The organism is Citrobacter braakii (assembly GCF_002075345.1).
GTDB lineage: Bacteria > Pseudomonadota > Gammaproteobacteria > Enterobacterales > Enterobacteriaceae > Citrobacter > Citrobacter braakii.
On sequence record NZ_NAEW01000014.1, the window covers coordinates 1 to 16,130 of the forward strand.

Below are 16,130 nucleotides of genomic sequence, written 5' to 3' on the forward strand. Positions count from 1 at the left end.
TCTCTGGATGCGGAATGCATCTTTCCTGGGCACTATGATGCCGTAAATCTGAGGGGAGCCACACTTCACTTCTGTTACTCCCCGCTCTGGTTCAACATATGGTGGGAAGTGCTCATCTTATTTTCCTTGTTAAAATACTCGCAAAAATGCCCCAAGGCTTGGGGGGATTTATCCCCCCGGAATTTTATTGAATAGCCACTTCAGTTTCAGCATCAAAGAAATGGCATTTCGCCATATCAAAATGAATAGTGATATTTTCTCCTGCATGATAATCATTCACTGCCCCAGCACGGACCACCAACTCATGCCCCCCAACAATGGTATAAAGCATAAATTCAGCGCCGGTTAATTCTGCAACGCTAATTTTTGCCGATATACTATTTTCGTTATTAAGCTGCGGGTGTATATCTTCAGGACGAATTCCCAGAGTGACCGCCTGATGTTCATAACCCTGCGCTTTTAATTGTGCTAATTTATTTTGTGGAATCGTTAATTTCAGTGTTTCAGTAACAAACTTATCACCATCAATCGCGCCACGAATAAAGTTCATGGCCGGTGAGCCAATAAATCCGGCGACAAACATATTAGCCGGGTGGTTATAAACCGTTTTCGGCGCACCAACCTGCTGAACGATGCCCTCTTTCATAATCACAATACGCGTCGCCATAGTCATGGCTTCGGTTTGGTCGTGGGTAACATAGATCATGGTGGTATTGAGTTTCTGATGCAGTTTGCTAATTTCAGCCCGCATCTGAACGCGAAGTTTGGCATCGAGATTCGATAAGGGTTCATCCATCAGGAAGACCCCCGCTTCACGTACAATCGCACGCCCCAGCGCCACACGCTGACGCTGACCACCGGATAACGCGCCGGGTTTACGCTGCAGATAATCGCGCAGGCCAAGGATCTGCGCCGCCCAGTTGACGCGCTCCTCAATCACAGCAGGCGCTATTTTCTGCATTTTCAGACCAAACGCCATGTTGTCATAGACGGTCATGTGTGGGTACAACGCGTAGTTCTGAAAAACCATCGCAATGTTGCGTGATTTTGCCGGCACATCGTTCATCCGTTTACCGTCAATCAGCAGATCGCCGCCGCTGATCTCCTCCAGACCGGCGATCATGCGCAACGTAGTTGACTTCCCGCAGCCGGAAGGTCCAACAAAAACAATAAACTCTTTATCTTCAATTTCCAGATTGAAGTCTTTAACGACGTGTACCTGGTTGTCGTAAATTTTTTGAATGTGTTGCAACGAAAGCTGTGCCATGTTGAATCCTTTACTTGTCGTGTTGCCAGAAAGCCGATAAGCACGGCCACGTCAGAAATTCGGTTGCCGGAAGCAGCAAGTCTGCCCCATTCAGCCCTTTACCGATGCCGACAGAAAGCATGCCGCAGGCGTTGATTGCATCAATTCCCGCTTGTGCGTCTTCTATGCCAATACATTGTTGCGGGTCAACGCCAAGACCCGCGCAGGCTGCCAGGAAAATTTCCGGATCCGGTTTCGAGCGGGTGAGCAATGCCGCATCCGCACAAAAATCAAAGCAAGAGCTAAGATTAAGCGCTTGTAAAATAGCCGGGGCATTGCGCGACACAGAGGCCAATCCCACCGGAATCCGTTCTTCCCGCAACGTCATCAACAGCTCACGTATTCCCGGTAATACCGAGTTAACCGTCAGCTGGCGCAAAGAATGGACATACAGTCTGTTTTTTCTCTCGGCCAATTGTGCGCAGGCCTCGGAAGAAAACGCCCCCGCCTTCCCACCATGGTGCAAAATACGCTGTAGTGATTCGCCGCGACTAATCCCTTTCAGGCTGTCATTAAATGCTTCGTCGATCACAATCCCTATTTCATCGGCTACCTGCCACCAGGCCAGAAAATGCAGATGCGCGGTATCGGTAATCACGCCATCCAAATCAAAAATGATGGCCTGTGGTTTGAGTATCATTCATCGCCCCTTTCTTTGGTAGCGGTCCCATAAGTGGGCGAAATAATGGCGTCATTGCGGATTACGGTTTCCCCCTGCACGGAGACCTTTTCACCATTGACCCAAAGGACAATCTGCTCAGTGCTGTTAATACGGATTTCAGCCGCATTAATGATTACCTGCATATCGATGCCCTGCCAGCGCAGCGGGAAAGACAGCGTTTGCCAATGAGCCGGTAAGGCAGGAGCAAGGTGTAACTCCCCGTGGCGAATATTCACGCCAGCAAATCCCTGGATTGCGCCCAGCCAGATGGCGCCCGTTGCCGCAGCATGAATGCCGTCATCGCAGCTATGTGGGTCCTCCCCGAGATCGATAAGCGATCCTTCACGCCAGAACCGATAGCCCTGTGCCGGATCACCGCAACGCGCTGCCACAATCCCGTGGATCGCTTTACTCAACGAGGAGTCATGAATTGTGCGCGGCTCGTAAAAGCGCAGGTTTGCCAGACAGGTTTGCGGGCAAAATTGCTCCGGTAACATGTAGGTCAGCATCACCACATCGGCCTGTTTGAGAATTTGCATCTCATTGACTTCTGCACGGGAGTAATCGAGCAAAATCGTCTGCTTGCCCGCTTTGGCTTTGTACTGTGACAGATCGATAGTCGGTTTGCTCAGGAAGGTATCGTCCTGAGGTAGCACGCCATCGGGCTGAATTTGCGGTCGCCAGAGATGCTGTAAAAAATACTCTGCGCGGTGAATAAACGTCTCATCACCGCAGCCCAACCGACGGGCAAAGCCCAGCGCCTGTTCCACGTTGTACCAGGCCATGTAGTTGGTGAACGCGTTGTTGTTCACATGCTCAGTGTATTCATCCGGGCCAATCACATCGTGGATCTCTAAACGATCATTAACCATGACCGCCCTGCTGATCCAGAACTTCGCCGTTTCCAGCAGCAACGTCATTCCCTCACGGGACATGAAGTTTAGATCCCCTGAAGCATGCCAGTAATTGATTACCGCCCAGGCAATATCCGCCACGAGGTGATGTTCAGCCTGCGCGGAGGCCACTTTCTGACGCAGTCCGGTACGGATGTTGATCGCCGCAAATTCAGGCGTTTCCTCATCACCGCTGCGAGCGCTTTCCCAAGGGAAAAGCGCTCCCTGCCAACCGTTACGGCGGGCTTTCTCACGCGCCCCCGACAGATTATGCCAGCGGTAACGCAACAAACTTCTCGCGGTTTTCGGCTCGGTAAAGAGATGAAACGGTAACAGAAAGACCTCGGTATCCCAGAATATGTGGCCTTTATACCCTTCCCCCGTCAGACCTTTGGCCGCAATACTGCTGCGCTCATCGTGGTCAGGAGTCATCACACGCAGATGATAGAGCGCATAGTCCAGCGCTCGCTGATCGCTGGCATCAGTGCTGGTGACCTGAACGCGACGATTTTGCCACCAGGCATGCCAGTTAGCAGCCGACTCCGCCAGCAGAGCGTCATAGCCCTGCTGCGCGCACGCTTCCAGGTTGCGCAGCGACTGGCGTCCCCAGGTCTCAAGCGACAGGCTGCGTTCGCTCGCCCAGTCTACCCAGCTAATTTTTGTCAGCGTGACGCGCTGTCCGGCTTTCGCCTGCACGCTGTTGTGTTGTAACAACCGACGTTCTTTCGCAGTGAAGCAGCGCTGCGCTGCACCGTCTACATCGCAATACGTGGTGATAGCGATATCATTGCGGTTGTCCTGGGTGGTGTAAATCCCTTGCATAAGATGCTGGCCAAAGACCCGAACCTGCGTTTCATCCAAATGCTGACGACCATGATTGGTCATCGTGGCGTCAATTCCGGTCGAGATACCAATGCTGGCATCGCCATCCAGTGGCGTGACGACAACTTCCATAGCAAACAGCGGCAGTTTTTGTGCCGAGACAAATCGCCGGCTCTCAATGGCAAAACGCGCCCCGCCAGACGCACGCCAGGTAAGCGCACGGCGTAATTCCCCACTGGAAAAATCCAGTTCACGTTGCCAGCTTTCGATAACGCCGCTGGTGAGCGAGAAAATCTCACCATTGAGTGAAATCTCCACCCCCACCACATCAGGCAGATTAACCAGTTCATTAATCTCACCTTTCCCTGCCCGGTGATACAGTCCAGCAAGGTACATGCCGCGAGTTTGTAAGGTGTAGGCTTCCTCGTGGCTGGCGCGAATCCCCATATAACCGTTACCGGTCGTCATGAGTGACGCATATTTATTCAGGTTGTGTGGGCAAAAAGCCGGTTCAGTTAGCATTACTGGCCTCGTCATAAGTCTACGTAGGTCCCTGTTTCAGCCGATTGATACAGTGCGGCAACCAGTTGTTGAATAACGACGCCTTGCTCTGCGTCAGCAATAGTGACAGGCTCGCCCTGGACATGATTCACAAAAGCTTCCATGCTGCGATAATGTCGATTGTCATCGGCCATTTCACGCTGAAGCAGTACGTCAAGCGTACCCTCACGATCGGTATAAACCTGGGCCGGGAATAACGTCGCCCCTGCCAGATCGCCGCAGAAATTTACGTTCATAATCGATTGTTCCGGGATATTCAGCGCGAAAGAGGTTTCCAGTCGCAGGATACCGCCGTTATGAAATTCAATCGTCCCGAACAGAGAATCCTCCACGGTATACGTCTCGGGATCCCATTTCCCAAACTGGCCGCTGTTTTTACGCGTGCCAATGCGTTGATAACTGTGTGCGTTAACACGCTTTACTGCCGGAAACCCCAGCACATACATGGCGGCATCAAGCATATGGATGCCGAGATCAATCAGCGGCCCGCCGCCCTGCAGTTCTTTGTTGGTAAATACCCCCCAGCCGGGCACGCCGCAGCGGCGCAAAGCGCGGACATTGGTGACATAGATTTCACCCAGCACGCCGGCCATCACCTGCTCACGAAGCAGCTGCGTATCCAGTGCGAAACGATGATGAAAATCATAAGCCAGAACTTTCCCCATTCGACGCGCCGTGTTACACATTTCCAGCGCCTCGGCTGGCGTCATCGCCGGAGGTTTCTCACACATCACATGGCATCCGGCGTTCAGCGCCAACATGGTGTGTTCATAATGAAAACGATTGGGTGAACAGATGCTGACGATATCTGGCTTAGCCTCGCGTAGCATCGTCTGAGGATCGTCCCAAACCTGCGGATTGCCGTATTTCTCTGCCAACGCCTGCGCCTGTGACAGGCGGCTGTCACAGACAGCCACCAGTTCCAGATCGTTGCGGGTGCAGTAGTACGAAGCATGAACTTTATCCGCCACCTGCCCGGCGCCGATAATGGCGATGCGTAGCGGAGAGCTTGTCAGTGCACTTTTCACAGAAATCCTCTTAGCAGGTACGCAGCCAGGCCAGTGACTGACGGTACGCTTCCGGCAGGTTCTCTGCCCGTACACGCCCTTCGTACACGACGTAACCCTGATAATTATCTTCACGCAACTGATCAAACAGCGCAGTGAAATCCAGCGTACCGCTCCCCGGCTGATAACGATGGTTATCCGCAATATGGACGTGTCCCAGCAGATCGCGATTGTCATGCAGCGCCTGAGCCATATCGTCTTCTTCGATATTCATATGGTAAAAATCACCAATGATTTGCACATGCTTCAGGTTGTTTTCCACGATATAGCGACGGGCATCCGCCAGGGTGTTGATCATATGATCCTGATAGCGATTGAGCGGTTCCAGATACACCACCGTCCCCGTACGCTCGGCAACTTTATCGAGATAAATCAATGAATCACTTACTGCTTTACGATCACCCGCCAGGCTGCGCGGAGAGGTCATCGGCGGTAAGCGGAAGGTAAACATGCCCCATGCAGCGGGTACAATAATGCCCTGCCCACCGACTTCGGCCAGCGCTTCGAGAATGCGGGTAATCTGCTGTAAGCCATTCAAACGACGCTCTTCGATAAAATCACCGATCCAACCGTCATATCCTCCACAGGCGGTGGTGACGGGCAGGCCTGTTTCTTTGATTGCCGCTTTCACTTCTGCCAGGTTGTTAACCAGCAGCTTGCCGTCAATTTCAAAACCGTCAAACCCCATCTCTTTGATGTAACGGAATTTCTCGAGAATATTTTCCGGAAAAAAAGCCTGGTTCTGTGTTCCAATTTTCATCTTCTGCATTCCTTAATTAAAACGTCACGCCCATTTTGATGCTCTTTTCCGGATGGCGATCGACATACTGCATATAGCTTTCCGGGCTGCTGGCAAATGTCACTACCGGGTCAATAAGTTCTTCACAGTTCAGGTAACCGTTCATCAACAGTTCCCAACAGGTCTCCTCAATACGCTTGCGGCTACAGCGCGGATAATCCGGATTTGGCTCACTGCAGGCACGGGAGAAGACAATTTTGGCGTTGTTGAAGTGCGCTTCACGCCCCAGGTTGAAGCCTTCAGCAAAAGGTTTCGCGAAAGCGACATAGGAGATGGTTCCACCATAGGCCAGACCACGTAACGCCGATTGCAACGCATCCGCATAGCCGCTGGTTTCGATAATCACATCCGCGCCCTGCTTGCCGGTCAGCTTCTTAATTTCCATGCCGACATCGGTGCCAATAGGATTCAGACATAAATCCGCGCCATGACGACGCGCGATATCGCAACGATGGGCAATCGGATCCACGCCAATGACCACCGAGGCTCCCGCTTTCTTAGCCAGTTGGACGGCAATCTGGCCAATCGCCCCTAAGCCGACGATGACAACAAAGTCGCCGACACGCACATTGGCGTCGCGCACGCCACTCATGGCGAACTGTGCCGGGTCATAGCACACGGCATTTTTCCACGAACTACCTTCCGGCATTTTGCGCAGTTTGTAGTTGTTTACCGCATTAAAGAAAACCGTTTCTGCCAGTGGGCCGTAGCCGCAAACTGAATCGCCAACGGCGTATTCGGTCACATCGCTGCCACACTCAATAACATCGCCCACCACCATGTTGCCAAGCTGGAACTTGCCGAATTCAATCCCGCGCGGCGCCCCTTCCGGACGCGGCATGAACATTTGCCATTCGCCGTTAAAATCTTCGTCAATAAACGGACTGGCAGCGCGAAAATCGACCACTTCCGTGCCATGTTTCGGCGCACCAAAGCGAACGCGAACTTTCACTTCATTGGCGGATACAGCTCTGTCTTCATATTCCACCAACGCCGCAACACGCGGTTCTGTGGCAACTAACTTCTTCATTTACAACTCCTTAATTAAACTGGCCGCTTAGCCTTTCACGCCGCCTGCGGTCAAACCACTTTTAATAAAACGTTCGGAAAGCGCATACATAATGACGACCGGCAATGCGGTGACTAACGATGCCGCCATCATGCGTCCCCAGATATAGTCAGGCGTACTGAACAGCGCGTTCAGACCGACCGGTAAGGTAAAATTGCTGGCGCTGGAGAGGAAAATCGAGGCAAACAGATAGTCATTCCACGCCACCATAAAGCAGTACACAAAGACCGAAACCAGACCGGACATCGCCAACGGCACGGTAATGCGAAAGATGATCTGCAGACGGTTCAATCCATCCATCATCGCGGCTTCTTCTATCTCATCCGGAATGGTGTCGAAGTAGCTTTTCAGCATGAACACCGCGGTCGGCAGCGTCTGGGTGACCATGGTGATAATCAACGCCATTTCGGTGTCATAGATGCCAAGTGCCGTAATGATTTTGAATAGCGGCACCACCAGCAGGATCCCCGAAAACATGTACACCGTGTAAAAGCTGGCATTGATGGTCATTCGCCCCTTAAAACGCAGGCGGGAAAGCGCATACGCTCCGAGCACGCCGAGAAACACCGCCACCACCGAAGAAGTGACCGATACCACCAGGCTATTACGGAAGTAGTCAACAAACGGGAAAATCATCGGGTTGAAGATGTCGATGTAATGTTCCAGCGTCCATTGCTGCGGTAACAGCGTCGGATGCAGCGAGATCGCCTCTTTGGCGCTTTTAAATGAGGTCATCAGCATCACAAAAAATGGGAATAGTGTGATGCCCAGGAAGACAATTAATCCACAGTAAAAGCCGATGCGGCCAAGTGTGCGCTTATTTGTTGCCATTGAGGTTCACCCGTTTTCTGGTCAGCAGGATAACAGCGAAAATAATGACGAAGAGGACGACAGAAATAGCGGCCGCTTTGCCTAAGTCGTTAAATGCAAACGCTGTTTTATAGAGATAGACCCCGAGAATATCGACTTTAGTGGTCAGCAGATAAACATCGGCGAACATGTAAAACATCCAGATCGTGCGCAGCGTGACCACGGTTGCCAGCACCGGCATAATCGCTGGCAGCGTGACGATACGAAACCGTTGCCAGGCATTCGCGCCGTCCATTTCTGCCGCCTCATACAACGATTTATCAATCGTCTGTAAAATCGCCAGAAACGAGATAAAGGCATACGGGAAGTAGCGCCAGATGGCGAACAGCACGACCAGCGCGAAGCTGCTGCCGGGATTGTCGAACCACAGCGGTGCCTGATCGTAGAGATGCAACAGATCCACGCCGAGGTAGTTCACAATGCCGTAGCCGTTGTTGAACATGTATTTCCAGGCAAACACCAGCGAAATTGATGGCGTCACGTAAGAGAGGATGACCAGTGAGCGCGCTGTTTTCCGCAGACGAAACTCACGGTTAAAAAACATCGCCACGCCCAGCCCCAGTACCGTGCTTCCTGCCACAACCAGCGCGGTATACCAGACCGTCATCCACAGCGAATGCCAGAATCCGGGATCGGATAAGATACGGATATAGTTGCTCAGCCCGACAAACGTAGACTCAATTTGCGGATTCAGCGGCAGTCGCATAAAGCTGATTTCGATGTTTGATATCATCGGCCACGCCACTAAACCGCCCAGCAACAGCAAGCTGGGCGCCAGCAGCAGCATGGCGAATGGCATATCAGATCGACCTGAAAAGAACTTATTCATCACGGCTTTCCATTTCCCCATTAGCGCTGTTCAACGAGGTCATCCAGTTTTTTCTGGCTCGCTTCAATCGTGGTGACGAGGTCGGCTTTGCCTACCGTCACGTTGTGCACCATGGAGCTCACAACACCGGAGCCTGTGACGTCGCCCATGCGGGTGAAGTTCTTATCGCCGACGGCACCAAACACCTGGATATTCGGCAGTTCGGCAATCAGCTGATCGGGTAATTCACCCAGCGCTTTGATGACAGTGTTATCTTTCCACGTCGGGGTATTCACCACTGCTTTGTTGACCGGCAGCGCCGCCCCTGGCGACATCATGACCCAGTCCGCGATGTTGTCGGCCTGCTCCATAAAGGTGACAAATTTCTCTGCCGCTTCTGTCTCTTCAGACTTTTGACCCGCGGTAATGGTAACGACGTCAGCATGCCGTAAACAGCAGAGCTTTTTTCCGTCGGCACCATAAAGCCCACATTTTTAGGATCGCCCTCTTTAATCACCGCCGGGAGGATATAGGTGGAATAAATCGCCATCGGCGCCGTGCCGTTCATGAACGCGTCTTTGACTTCCATGATGTCGTTTGAGCCCGGCATGGTGTTCATTGCCAATTGGCGGTAATACTGCAGCGCCTGCGCCATTTCAGGTGTGTTGAGCGTTATCTTTCCTTGCGCATCAAAAACGTTGGCCTGGTTTGAGAGCGCGAACTGGGAAAATGACTGTTCAGTCAAAACGCTTTCCGCCGTGGGCAGCGCAATACCATATTTCTTACTACCAGGATTGTTTAGCTTCTGCGCCACGCTCAGCAGTTGTTGCCAGTCTTTTGGCTCTTCCAGCCCAGCTTTTGCCAGCACATCTTTGCGATACCAGATCCCGCCAATCCAGGCGCTAACCGGAACCCCGGTCCAGGCAGTACCGTCTTCAGTACGCACAATACGCAGCACGCCATCATAAAAAGTACCTTCACCTACGGCGTTGATGACCTGCGCTACGGCTTTACGATCGATAAGTGATTCTTTATCCATAACTTTCGCGTAGTCATGGCTGGTTTCAATGACTTCAGGCAGAGAACCGCTCCGCGCCAGGGTAATGACCTTGGTGTTGTAGGCATCTTCTTCTACAGGAACCTGTTTGACACTGATCCCCGGGTTCTCTTTTTCAAAACGCTCAATCAGTTTTGCAATAACCGCCTGCCGCTCCTGTTCAACAGAAGAGTGCATAAATTCAATCGCAACAGAGGACGTTTTATCATCCTTACACCCGGAAACCAGGGCGCAGGAAACCAGTGCTGAAATCAGCACAATTTTAGTTTTAAGCATGAAATGTTCCTTTTTATTACTTAACCCACATGACCTGCCAGGCGTTCAACGTTAATTCTTTACCTGAAATAGTTTTACCGCTAATCAAATCAAATCCATTTTCAACATCAATACTAATGGTTTGCGTATGACCGCTGACATTAAATAATCCGGTAATTTTTTCGCCTGTTTCCGCCGTACGTTTAATTTGCATTACAGCCGGTGTAACACTGCTAATCTGAAAATCACTATCAGGGTGAAATGCTTTATTACTACGACGTATTACAATTAACCGGGATAATTCATGATAAATAGCATGGCGCAAACTGGTTTCATCTGCCAGCTCCGTTTCGATTTGGCTTATTTGATATTTTTTGCGGTTGATCGCACGGTTATAACCTAGCGCCTCGACACCTTTATAATCATTGCGTGACCCAAGAATGCTTTGAATGTAAACCGCAGGTACCCCCGGAAAACTCAGCAAAATGGCATGTGCGAGAATAAAGCGGGAAAAACGTTCGGCATCACTACAATTGCCTGGCGTTAGTGCGTCCATATATGTGACGTTAATTTCATACGGACTGCGACTACCATCAGGGTTATTTTTCCAGTTAACCAGCGCGCCTTCCTGTTGTAATTCCGTCACCAGGCGCACGATCTCGTCTTCAGGTAACAAACCACGTAATGGGTTGAGACCAATGCCGTCATGCGATGCGAGGAAATTAAACCAGGTGGTCTCACTGGACGGCAGTTCCAGTGATTGCGCCCACTGGCACAAGGTTGAGGTATCCTGGCGTTGTACCGCATGCAGCACCAGCGGCGGTAACGAGAACTGGTACACCATATGCGCTTCATCACGACCATTTCCGTAGTAGGACACATTATCCTTATGCGGAACGTTTGTTTCAGTAATAATCGCCGTACCAGGCGCCGCGCAGTCAGCAATAGCGCGAAATAGTTTGATAAGCTGATGCGTTTTTTCCAGGTGAATACAGGTCGTTCCTGGCTCTTTCCACATAAAGCCAACCGCATCCAGGCGGACATAATCGGCGCCCTGCTCAAGATAACTCAATAGCACATCGACCATCGCCAGTAACACTATCGGGTTGGCATAGTTGAGATCGATCTGGTCGTCGCTGAACGTCGTCCATAAATAGCGTACGGTGTTATCTTTCAGCGTAAAAGGCGTCAGTAACGGTAATGCGCGTGGACGCGTTACGTTGCTCAGGTCCGTATCAGGATCCATCGCAATAAAGAAATCTTCATAACCGTCAAGCTGTTGCAAATAGTTATTAAACCATTCGCTTTTCGCTGACATATGGTTACAAACAAAATCAAACATCAGTCGACTGGATTTACCCAATTGCTTAATATCATTCCAGTCACCGGTTTCTTCAGCAACCTGATGGTAATTAATTACGGAAAAACCATCATCCGATGACCACGGATAAAACGGCAACAGATGCACATGAGAAAATGTCGACTTAAGCCATTCATTATAAAATTGATTAAACATCGGCAGTGGTTTTTTGCCTGCCCCGTGGAATTGATCGGCGTAGGTAATAAGAACTACATCGCCCTCGTCCCAATGCGCTTTACGGATTTTTTTAATTAATCCCTGTGATTTCTCTAAACGTGCAATCAGCGCTTCATAGTGGCATGAAGTAAACGTATCACCATAAACTTCTGCCAGGCATTTTTGGATTTTTTGGTTCACCTTCAATTCTCGTGGTAGCGGTCCCATGAGTCAAGAGACTACTCTGCGGGAAATAAGCTGTCAATCGGCTGAGGTGGCCAGGAGGGGGATAATAAAAGAATTTTGGCAGCCAAAAAATCGTATTTGTGAGCTGCCGCAAATTAACAGAGGGAATGTTGATTAATTGTTGCTTGCTTTTGCTGATTCGGATATCAGGGTTGATTACCTGAATAGCGTTTCGATAATTTTGCCGCTGCCCGACTCAAAACCGGCTCCAGGACCAACGCCAGCAGCATTTTAAGCGGGCGTCGAGCGACGGACTTCACCGCCCACCCTGCTACCCCCGCCGGGCCGTAACGAAGCGCAGTTAAAAGCACCAGCTTACCTGCTATTTTAAAGCCCGGCTTAACCCTTTGCCCGGCACGTTGCCAGCGATTGTTCATTTCTATCCTCACAATTGGCGGAAACGGCTGCGCAATGAAAAGGTATCAGACGTGACATAACGCTCCATTTCACGCAAACGCTTTTCACTTGCCGCCAGCTCGCGATCGACGGCATCCAACAGCTCGCCGCTTGATGGCTGCTGCTCACCGGAAACCACATTGTCCGGCATCGGGTCCAACACAAACGTCAGCACGATGTAAGCGACGAAGGTGAAAAAGGCCAGACCAAAAAAGACGGACAACACCACCAGGATCCGTACCAGCTTCACAGGCACATCGAGGTAATGCGCAATACCTGCGCAAACCCCCTTCACCATGCCCTGTTGCGGAATACGCCACAGTTTTTTGTTCAGATTAACGCCTCCCATTAGCGGTCCCTCCAGTTTGGATGTTCAGCATCAAGGATGTCTTCCAGCGCCTGAATGCGCTCGCGCATCCGCTGTGCGTCATCGTTGAGTTCTACCAGACGTTGCTGTTCACTTTGCGCCAGTTCGCCACGACTGGAACGGTTGCTGTAATGCAGCCAGAGCCAAATCGGTAAAACGAACAACACAAAGATGGTTAATGGGATAGCCAGAAATAGCGCGCTCATGAGTACTCCTTACAGGTGATGAGCGGCGGCGCGTTCGGGCGCCGCCAGATGTTATTATTGCTTATCTTGCTGCATTTTGGCTTTAAGTTGCGCCAGCTGCTCGCTGATTTCATCATCTGCTTTCAGGTCAGCAAATTGCTGATCCAGAGACTGCTGTTTACCGAAGTTATGGCTTTCGGCCTCAGCTTCCATCTGATCGATACGACGCTCGAAAGATTCAAAGCGTGCCATCGCTTCATCCAGCTTACCGCTGTCCAGTTGACGACGAACATCACGCGAAGAGCTCGCAGCCTGATGGCGCAGCATCAATGCCTGCTGACGAGCACGGGTTTCACTGAGTTTATTTTCCAGCTCACCGATCTCTTTTTTCATTCGCGCCAGCGTATCGTCAACCAGCGTCACCTCATGCTCCAGAGAAGCAATCAGATCAGTCAGTTTCTGTTTTTCGATTAAGGCAGAACGCGCCAAATCTTCTTTCTCTTTACGCAGCGCCAGCTCGGCTTTTTCTTGCCACTCTGCCTGTTGTGCGCTGGCCAGTTCGATACGGCGAGATAATTGTTTCTTTTCTGCCAGAGCGCGTGCGGAGTTTGAGCGCACCTCAACCAGCGTGTCTTCCATTTCCTGGATCATTAACCGCACCAGTTTCTGCGGATCTTCAGCCTTTTCCAGCAACGCATTAATGTTGGCGTTCACGATGTCGGCAAAACGAGAAAAAATACCCATAATGTAATCCTCACTTACTGTTCTGATATCGGGCTATGCCCTGCTGTTTTCGTAATGCACTTGGCGTGCCAACTTTTTAACTAATTGATTTTAATGTAAATATCCAATTTTACCTGACGGGAGAATTAGGGTAAATTGGTGAATAACACTAACAAGTGGTGAATTTCATCATGGCAGGATACAAAGACAATATTCTTGGCGAAGCGAACAGCTTTATTGAAGTGCTGGAACAGGTTTCTCATCTGGCGCCGCTGGATAAACCTGTACTGGTTATCGGTGAGCGAGGTACGGGGAAAGAGCTTATTGCCAACCGTCTGCACTACCTCTCCAGCCGTTGGCAGGGCCCATTTATTTCGCTTAACTGCGCAGCTCTCAACGAGAACTTACTTGATTCCGAACTGTTTGGTCACGAAGCCGGTGCGTTTACTGGTGCGCAAAAACGCCATCCAGGACGTTTCGAACGCGCCGACGGTGGCACGCTGTTTCTTGATGAACTGGCGACAGCGCCAATGCTGGTACAGGAAAAACTGCTGCGCGTAATTGAGTATGGCGAGCTGGAACGCGTCGGCGGCAGCCAGCCCTTGCAGGTTAACGTGCGTCTGGTCTGCGCGACCAATGCCGACCTGCCACGTATGGTCAGTGAAGGCACTTTCCGCGCAGACCTGCTGGATCGTCTGGCCTTTGACGTGGTGCAACTTCCCCCACTACGCGAGCGTCAAAGCGACATCATGTTAATGGCCGAACACTTTGCCATTCAGATGTGCCGCGAGATCGGGTTACCGCTTTTTCCGGGATTCAGCGCCGAGGCCAGAGAAACCCTCCTCCATTACCGTTGGCCGGGTAATATTCGTGAACTGAAAAACGTCGTGGAGCGCTCCGTTTACCGGCACGGTACCAGCGATTACCCGCTGGATGAGATCATCATTGATCCCTTCCGCCGCCACGTTGCGCAGCCACAGGCAGCACCACCAAAGCAGACATCTGTAGCATTACCGCTGGATCTTCGTGAATTCCAGCAGCAACAAGAGAAAGACTTTCTACAAACCAGCTTGCAGCAGGCGAAATTTAATCAGAAAAAAGCCGCTGAGTTACTGGGTCTGACTTACCATCAGCTACGCGCGTTGCTTAAGAAACACCAGATCTAATACGCAGTTGCAGGTGTCATACTGGCGGGTTTGACGCATAACGTCATAAGGTTTACCATGGCGTCATTACTGTATAAAAACACAGGCATAGATATGACTCTGGCATTAGTTGGCGAAAAAATTGACAGAAATCGCTTCACCAGTGAGAAAGTTGAAAATAGTACATTTTTTAACTGCGATTTTTCAGGTGCCGACCTGAGCGGCACTGAATTTATCGGCTGCCAGTTCTATGATCGCGAAAGTCAGAAAGGATGCAATTTTAGTCGCGCAATGCTGAAAGATGCCATTTTCAAAAGCTGTGATTTATCAATGGCAGATTTCCGCAACGTCAGCGCATTGGGCATTGAAATTCGCCACTGCCGCGCACAAGGCGCAGATTTCCGCGGTGCAAGCTTTATGAATATGATCACCACGCGCACCTGGTTTTGCAGCGCATATATCACTAATACCAATCTAAGCTACGCCAATTTTTCGAAAGTCGTGTTGGAAAAGTGTGAGCTATGGGAAAACCGCTGGATGGGGACTCAGGTACTGGGTGCGACGTTCAGTGGTTCAGATCTCTCCGGCGGCGAGTTTTCGACTTTCGACTGGCGAGCAGCAAACTTCACACATTGCGATCTGACCAATTCGGAGTTAGGTGACTTAGATATTCGGGGTGTTGATTTACAAGGCGTTAAGTTAGACAACTACCAGGCATCGTTGCTCATGGAGCGGCTTGGCATCGCTGTGATTGGTTAGCTCAGCGTTTACACCGGGAGATGCGTTTGACGATTTACTTTTAACCAGTACGACTCCTGGCAAGCATTGTGAAATGTTTTCTCCAGTGGACGAATATCCTGACCTGCCGCATCAACGACATGCCATCTAATGCTGCATTCTGGACAGGAATTTGATGGATATATAACCAATTCATTTTCGCGAGAACAACGAATAACCACTCCCGAATCATGAAGCCATGTCTTATTTATAATCTCAACTTCAGCCATGTCATCCCGTTTACTGACATCCTCAATACAAATAACATTTTTGCCTATTTTTATAGCATTGACGTAATCCGCTAAGTTGCTCATTTATTAAATATTCCCTTTGATTCGTACACTAACGCATTGTAATCGCTTATGCATTTTGTCACAGCGAGGAAACCGTAACAAATTACGCCAACTGTCCACATCCTGCACCGCGTTTATAGCAAGTCAGATGGGCCATGAAAATGCTAAGATAGTTAACAGAGTAGATTCAAAGTGGATGGCAGGTATGAATTTTGACCATGTCGCGGTGTTGAACTCGCGCTTATCGAGCCTGTTACTCCCAAACACAAACGGTAATGGCAAATGTCATTAAATATTAGTAAGATAGCCTCTTT

The 16,130-nt window shown here is 50.4% G+C and carries 16 protein-coding genes and 1 pseudogene; 2 read left to right on the forward strand and 15 right to left on the reverse strand.

All coding sequences use genetic code 11. The features are described from left to right. Positions 1-184 precede the first annotated feature (184 nt). The 14 genes and pseudogenes from BZK42_RS21280 to pspA form a co-directional block, all read right to left on the reverse strand. Positions 185-1,267, reverse strand: coding sequence for an ABC transporter ATP-binding protein (locus tag BZK42_RS21280; RefSeq protein ID WP_080860063.1), 1,083 nt, complete (start codon positions 1,265-1,267; stop codon positions 185-187). A 10-nt stretch (positions 1,268-1,277) separates the two neighbouring features. Continuing rightward, a complete protein-coding gene (pgmB, locus tag BZK42_RS21285) occupies positions 1,278-1,946 on the reverse strand; it encodes a beta-phosphoglucomutase (RefSeq protein WP_080860065.1) in 669 nt (222 codons plus the stop codon). Further along, complete coding sequence (locus tag BZK42_RS21290) at positions 1,943-4,219, reverse strand: glycoside hydrolase family 65 protein (protein WP_143329713.1); 2,277 nt, start codon at positions 4,217-4,219, stop codon at positions 1,943-1,945. The genes pgmB and BZK42_RS21290 overlap by 4 nt, the downstream gene beginning before the upstream one ends. After that, positions 4,216-5,271: a D-glucoside 3-dehydrogenase gene (gene ycjS / locus BZK42_RS21295; protein WP_016156633.1), complete on the reverse strand. Its 1,056-nt coding sequence runs from the start codon at positions 5,269-5,271 to the stop codon at positions 4,216-4,218. Before ycjS ends, BZK42_RS21290 begins: the two co-directional genes overlap by 4 nt. 10 nt (positions 5,272-5,281) lie before the next feature. After that, entirely contained in the window at positions 5,282-6,070 is a 789-nt protein-coding gene (gene ycjR, locus BZK42_RS21300; protein WP_016156634.1) for a 3-dehydro-D-guloside 4-epimerase, read from the reverse strand. Positions 6,071-6,086: 16 nt separating this feature from the next. After that, a complete protein-coding gene (gene ycjQ, locus BZK42_RS21305; RefSeq protein ID WP_080860069.1) occupies positions 6,087-7,139 on the reverse strand; it encodes a D-guloside 3-dehydrogenase in 1,053 nt (350 codons plus the stop codon). 27 nt (positions 7,140-7,166) lie between these two features. After that, positions 7,167-8,009 carry a carbohydrate ABC transporter permease gene (locus BZK42_RS21310; protein ID WP_003020474.1) on the reverse strand — a complete coding sequence of 281 codons (843 nt, stop codon included), beginning with the start codon at positions 8,007-8,009 and terminating at the stop codon, positions 7,167-7,169. Further along, entirely contained in the window at positions 7,996-8,877 is an 882-nt protein-coding gene (locus tag BZK42_RS21315) for a carbohydrate ABC transporter permease (RefSeq protein WP_003840754.1), read from the reverse strand. Before BZK42_RS21315 ends, BZK42_RS21310 begins: the two co-directional genes overlap by 14 nt. A gap of 20 nt (positions 8,878-8,897) precedes the next feature. Next, positions 8,898-10,189: pseudogene (locus tag BZK42_RS21320) on the reverse strand (ABC transporter substrate-binding protein). 16 nt (positions 10,190-10,205) lie between these two features. After that, positions 10,206-11,912, reverse strand: coding sequence for a sugar phosphorylase (locus tag BZK42_RS21325; protein ID WP_016156637.1), 1,707 nt, complete (start codon positions 11,910-11,912; stop codon positions 10,206-10,208). 164 nt (positions 11,913-12,076) lie between these two features. Beyond that, positions 12,077-12,307 (reverse strand): phage shock protein PspD, encoded by a 231-nt coding sequence (gene pspD, locus BZK42_RS21330; protein ID WP_003833267.1) that lies wholly within the window; start codon positions 12,305-12,307, stop codon positions 12,077-12,079. A gap of 8 nt (positions 12,308-12,315) precedes the next feature. Then, positions 12,316-12,675, reverse strand: coding sequence for an envelope stress response membrane protein PspC (gene pspC, locus BZK42_RS21335; RefSeq protein WP_003020497.1), 360 nt, complete (start codon positions 12,673-12,675; stop codon positions 12,316-12,318). Further along, positions 12,675-12,899 carry an envelope stress response membrane protein PspB gene (pspB, locus tag BZK42_RS21340; RefSeq protein WP_016153227.1) on the reverse strand — a complete coding sequence of 75 codons (225 nt, stop codon included), beginning with the start codon at positions 12,897-12,899 and terminating at the stop codon, positions 12,675-12,677. Before pspB ends, pspC begins: the two co-directional genes overlap by 1 nt. Before the next feature lie 54 nt (positions 12,900-12,953). Beyond that, positions 12,954-13,622: a phage shock protein PspA gene (gene pspA, locus BZK42_RS21345; RefSeq protein WP_016153228.1), complete on the reverse strand. Its 669-nt coding sequence runs from the start codon at positions 13,620-13,622 to the stop codon at positions 12,954-12,956. 155 nt (positions 13,623-13,777) lie between these two features. Here pspA and pspF point away from each other — a divergent pair, with 155 nt between their 5' ends. Together pspF and BZK42_RS21355 are read left to right on the forward strand one after the other, a co-directional pair. Then, positions 13,778-14,767: a phage shock protein operon transcriptional activator gene (pspF, locus tag BZK42_RS21350; RefSeq protein WP_029139556.1), complete on the forward strand. Its 990-nt coding sequence runs from the start codon at positions 13,778-13,780 to the stop codon at positions 14,765-14,767. Between the two features lie 93 nt (positions 14,768-14,860). Further along, entirely contained in the window at positions 14,861-15,505 is a 645-nt protein-coding gene (locus BZK42_RS21355) for a quinolone resistance pentapeptide repeat protein QnrB61 (protein WP_063866217.1), read from the forward strand. 8 nt (positions 15,506-15,513) lie between these two features. Here the strand turns inward: BZK42_RS21355 and BZK42_RS21360 are convergent, their stop codons facing one another. Next, entirely contained in the window at positions 15,514-15,837 is a 324-nt protein-coding gene (locus BZK42_RS21360; protein ID WP_072161006.1) for a hypothetical protein, read from the reverse strand. Positions 15,838-16,130: the final 293 nt, after the last annotated feature.

Bases quoted from the DNA above. Each gene is read 5' to 3' on its own strand.
- ycjR (WP_016156634.1), bottom strand. From the start codon at position 6,070: ATGAAAATTGGAACACAGAACCAGGCTTTTTTTCCGGAAAATATTCTC.
- BZK42_RS21355 (WP_063866217.1), top strand. From the start codon at position 14,861: ATGACTCTGGCATTAGTTGGCGAAAAAATTGACAGAAATCGCTTCACC.
- BZK42_RS21280 (WP_080860063.1), bottom strand. From the start codon at position 1,267: ATGGCACAGCTTTCGTTGCAACACATTCAAAAAATTTACGACAACCAG.
- pspA (WP_016153228.1), bottom strand. From the start codon at position 13,622: ATGGGTATTTTTTCTCGTTTTGCCGACATCGTGAACGCCAACATTAAT.
- pspD (WP_003833267.1), bottom strand. From the start codon at position 12,307: ATGAACAATCGCTGGCAACGTGCCGGGCAAAGGGTTAAGCCGGGCTTT.
- BZK42_RS21360 (WP_072161006.1), bottom strand. From the start codon at position 15,837: ATGAGCAACTTAGCGGATTACGTCAATGCTATAAAAATAGGCAAAAAT.
- BZK42_RS21310 (WP_003020474.1), bottom strand. From the start codon at position 8,009: ATGGCAACAAATAAGCGCACACTTGGCCGCATCGGCTTTTACTGTGGA.
- BZK42_RS21325 (WP_016156637.1), bottom strand. From the start codon at position 11,912: ATGGGACCGCTACCACGAGAATTGAAGGTGAACCAAAAAATCCAAAAA.
- BZK42_RS21315 (WP_003840754.1), bottom strand. From the start codon at position 8,877: ATGAATAAGTTCTTTTCAGGTCGATCTGATATGCCATTCGCCATGCTG.
- pspB (WP_016153227.1), bottom strand. From the start codon at position 12,899: ATGAGCGCGCTATTTCTGGCTATCCCATTAACCATCTTTGTGTTGTTC.
- BZK42_RS21290 (WP_143329713.1), bottom strand. From the start codon at position 4,219: ATGACGAGGCCAGTAATGCTAACTGAACCGGCTTTTTGCCCACACAAC.
- pspC (WP_003020497.1), bottom strand. From the start codon at position 12,675: ATGGGAGGCGTTAATCTGAACAAAAAACTGTGGCGTATTCCGCAACAG.
- ycjQ (WP_080860069.1), bottom strand. From the start codon at position 7,139: ATGAAGAAGTTAGTTGCCACAGAACCGCGTGTTGCGGCGTTGGTGGAA.
- pgmB (WP_080860065.1), bottom strand. From the start codon at position 1,946: ATGATACTCAAACCACAGGCCATCATTTTTGATTTGGATGGCGTGATT.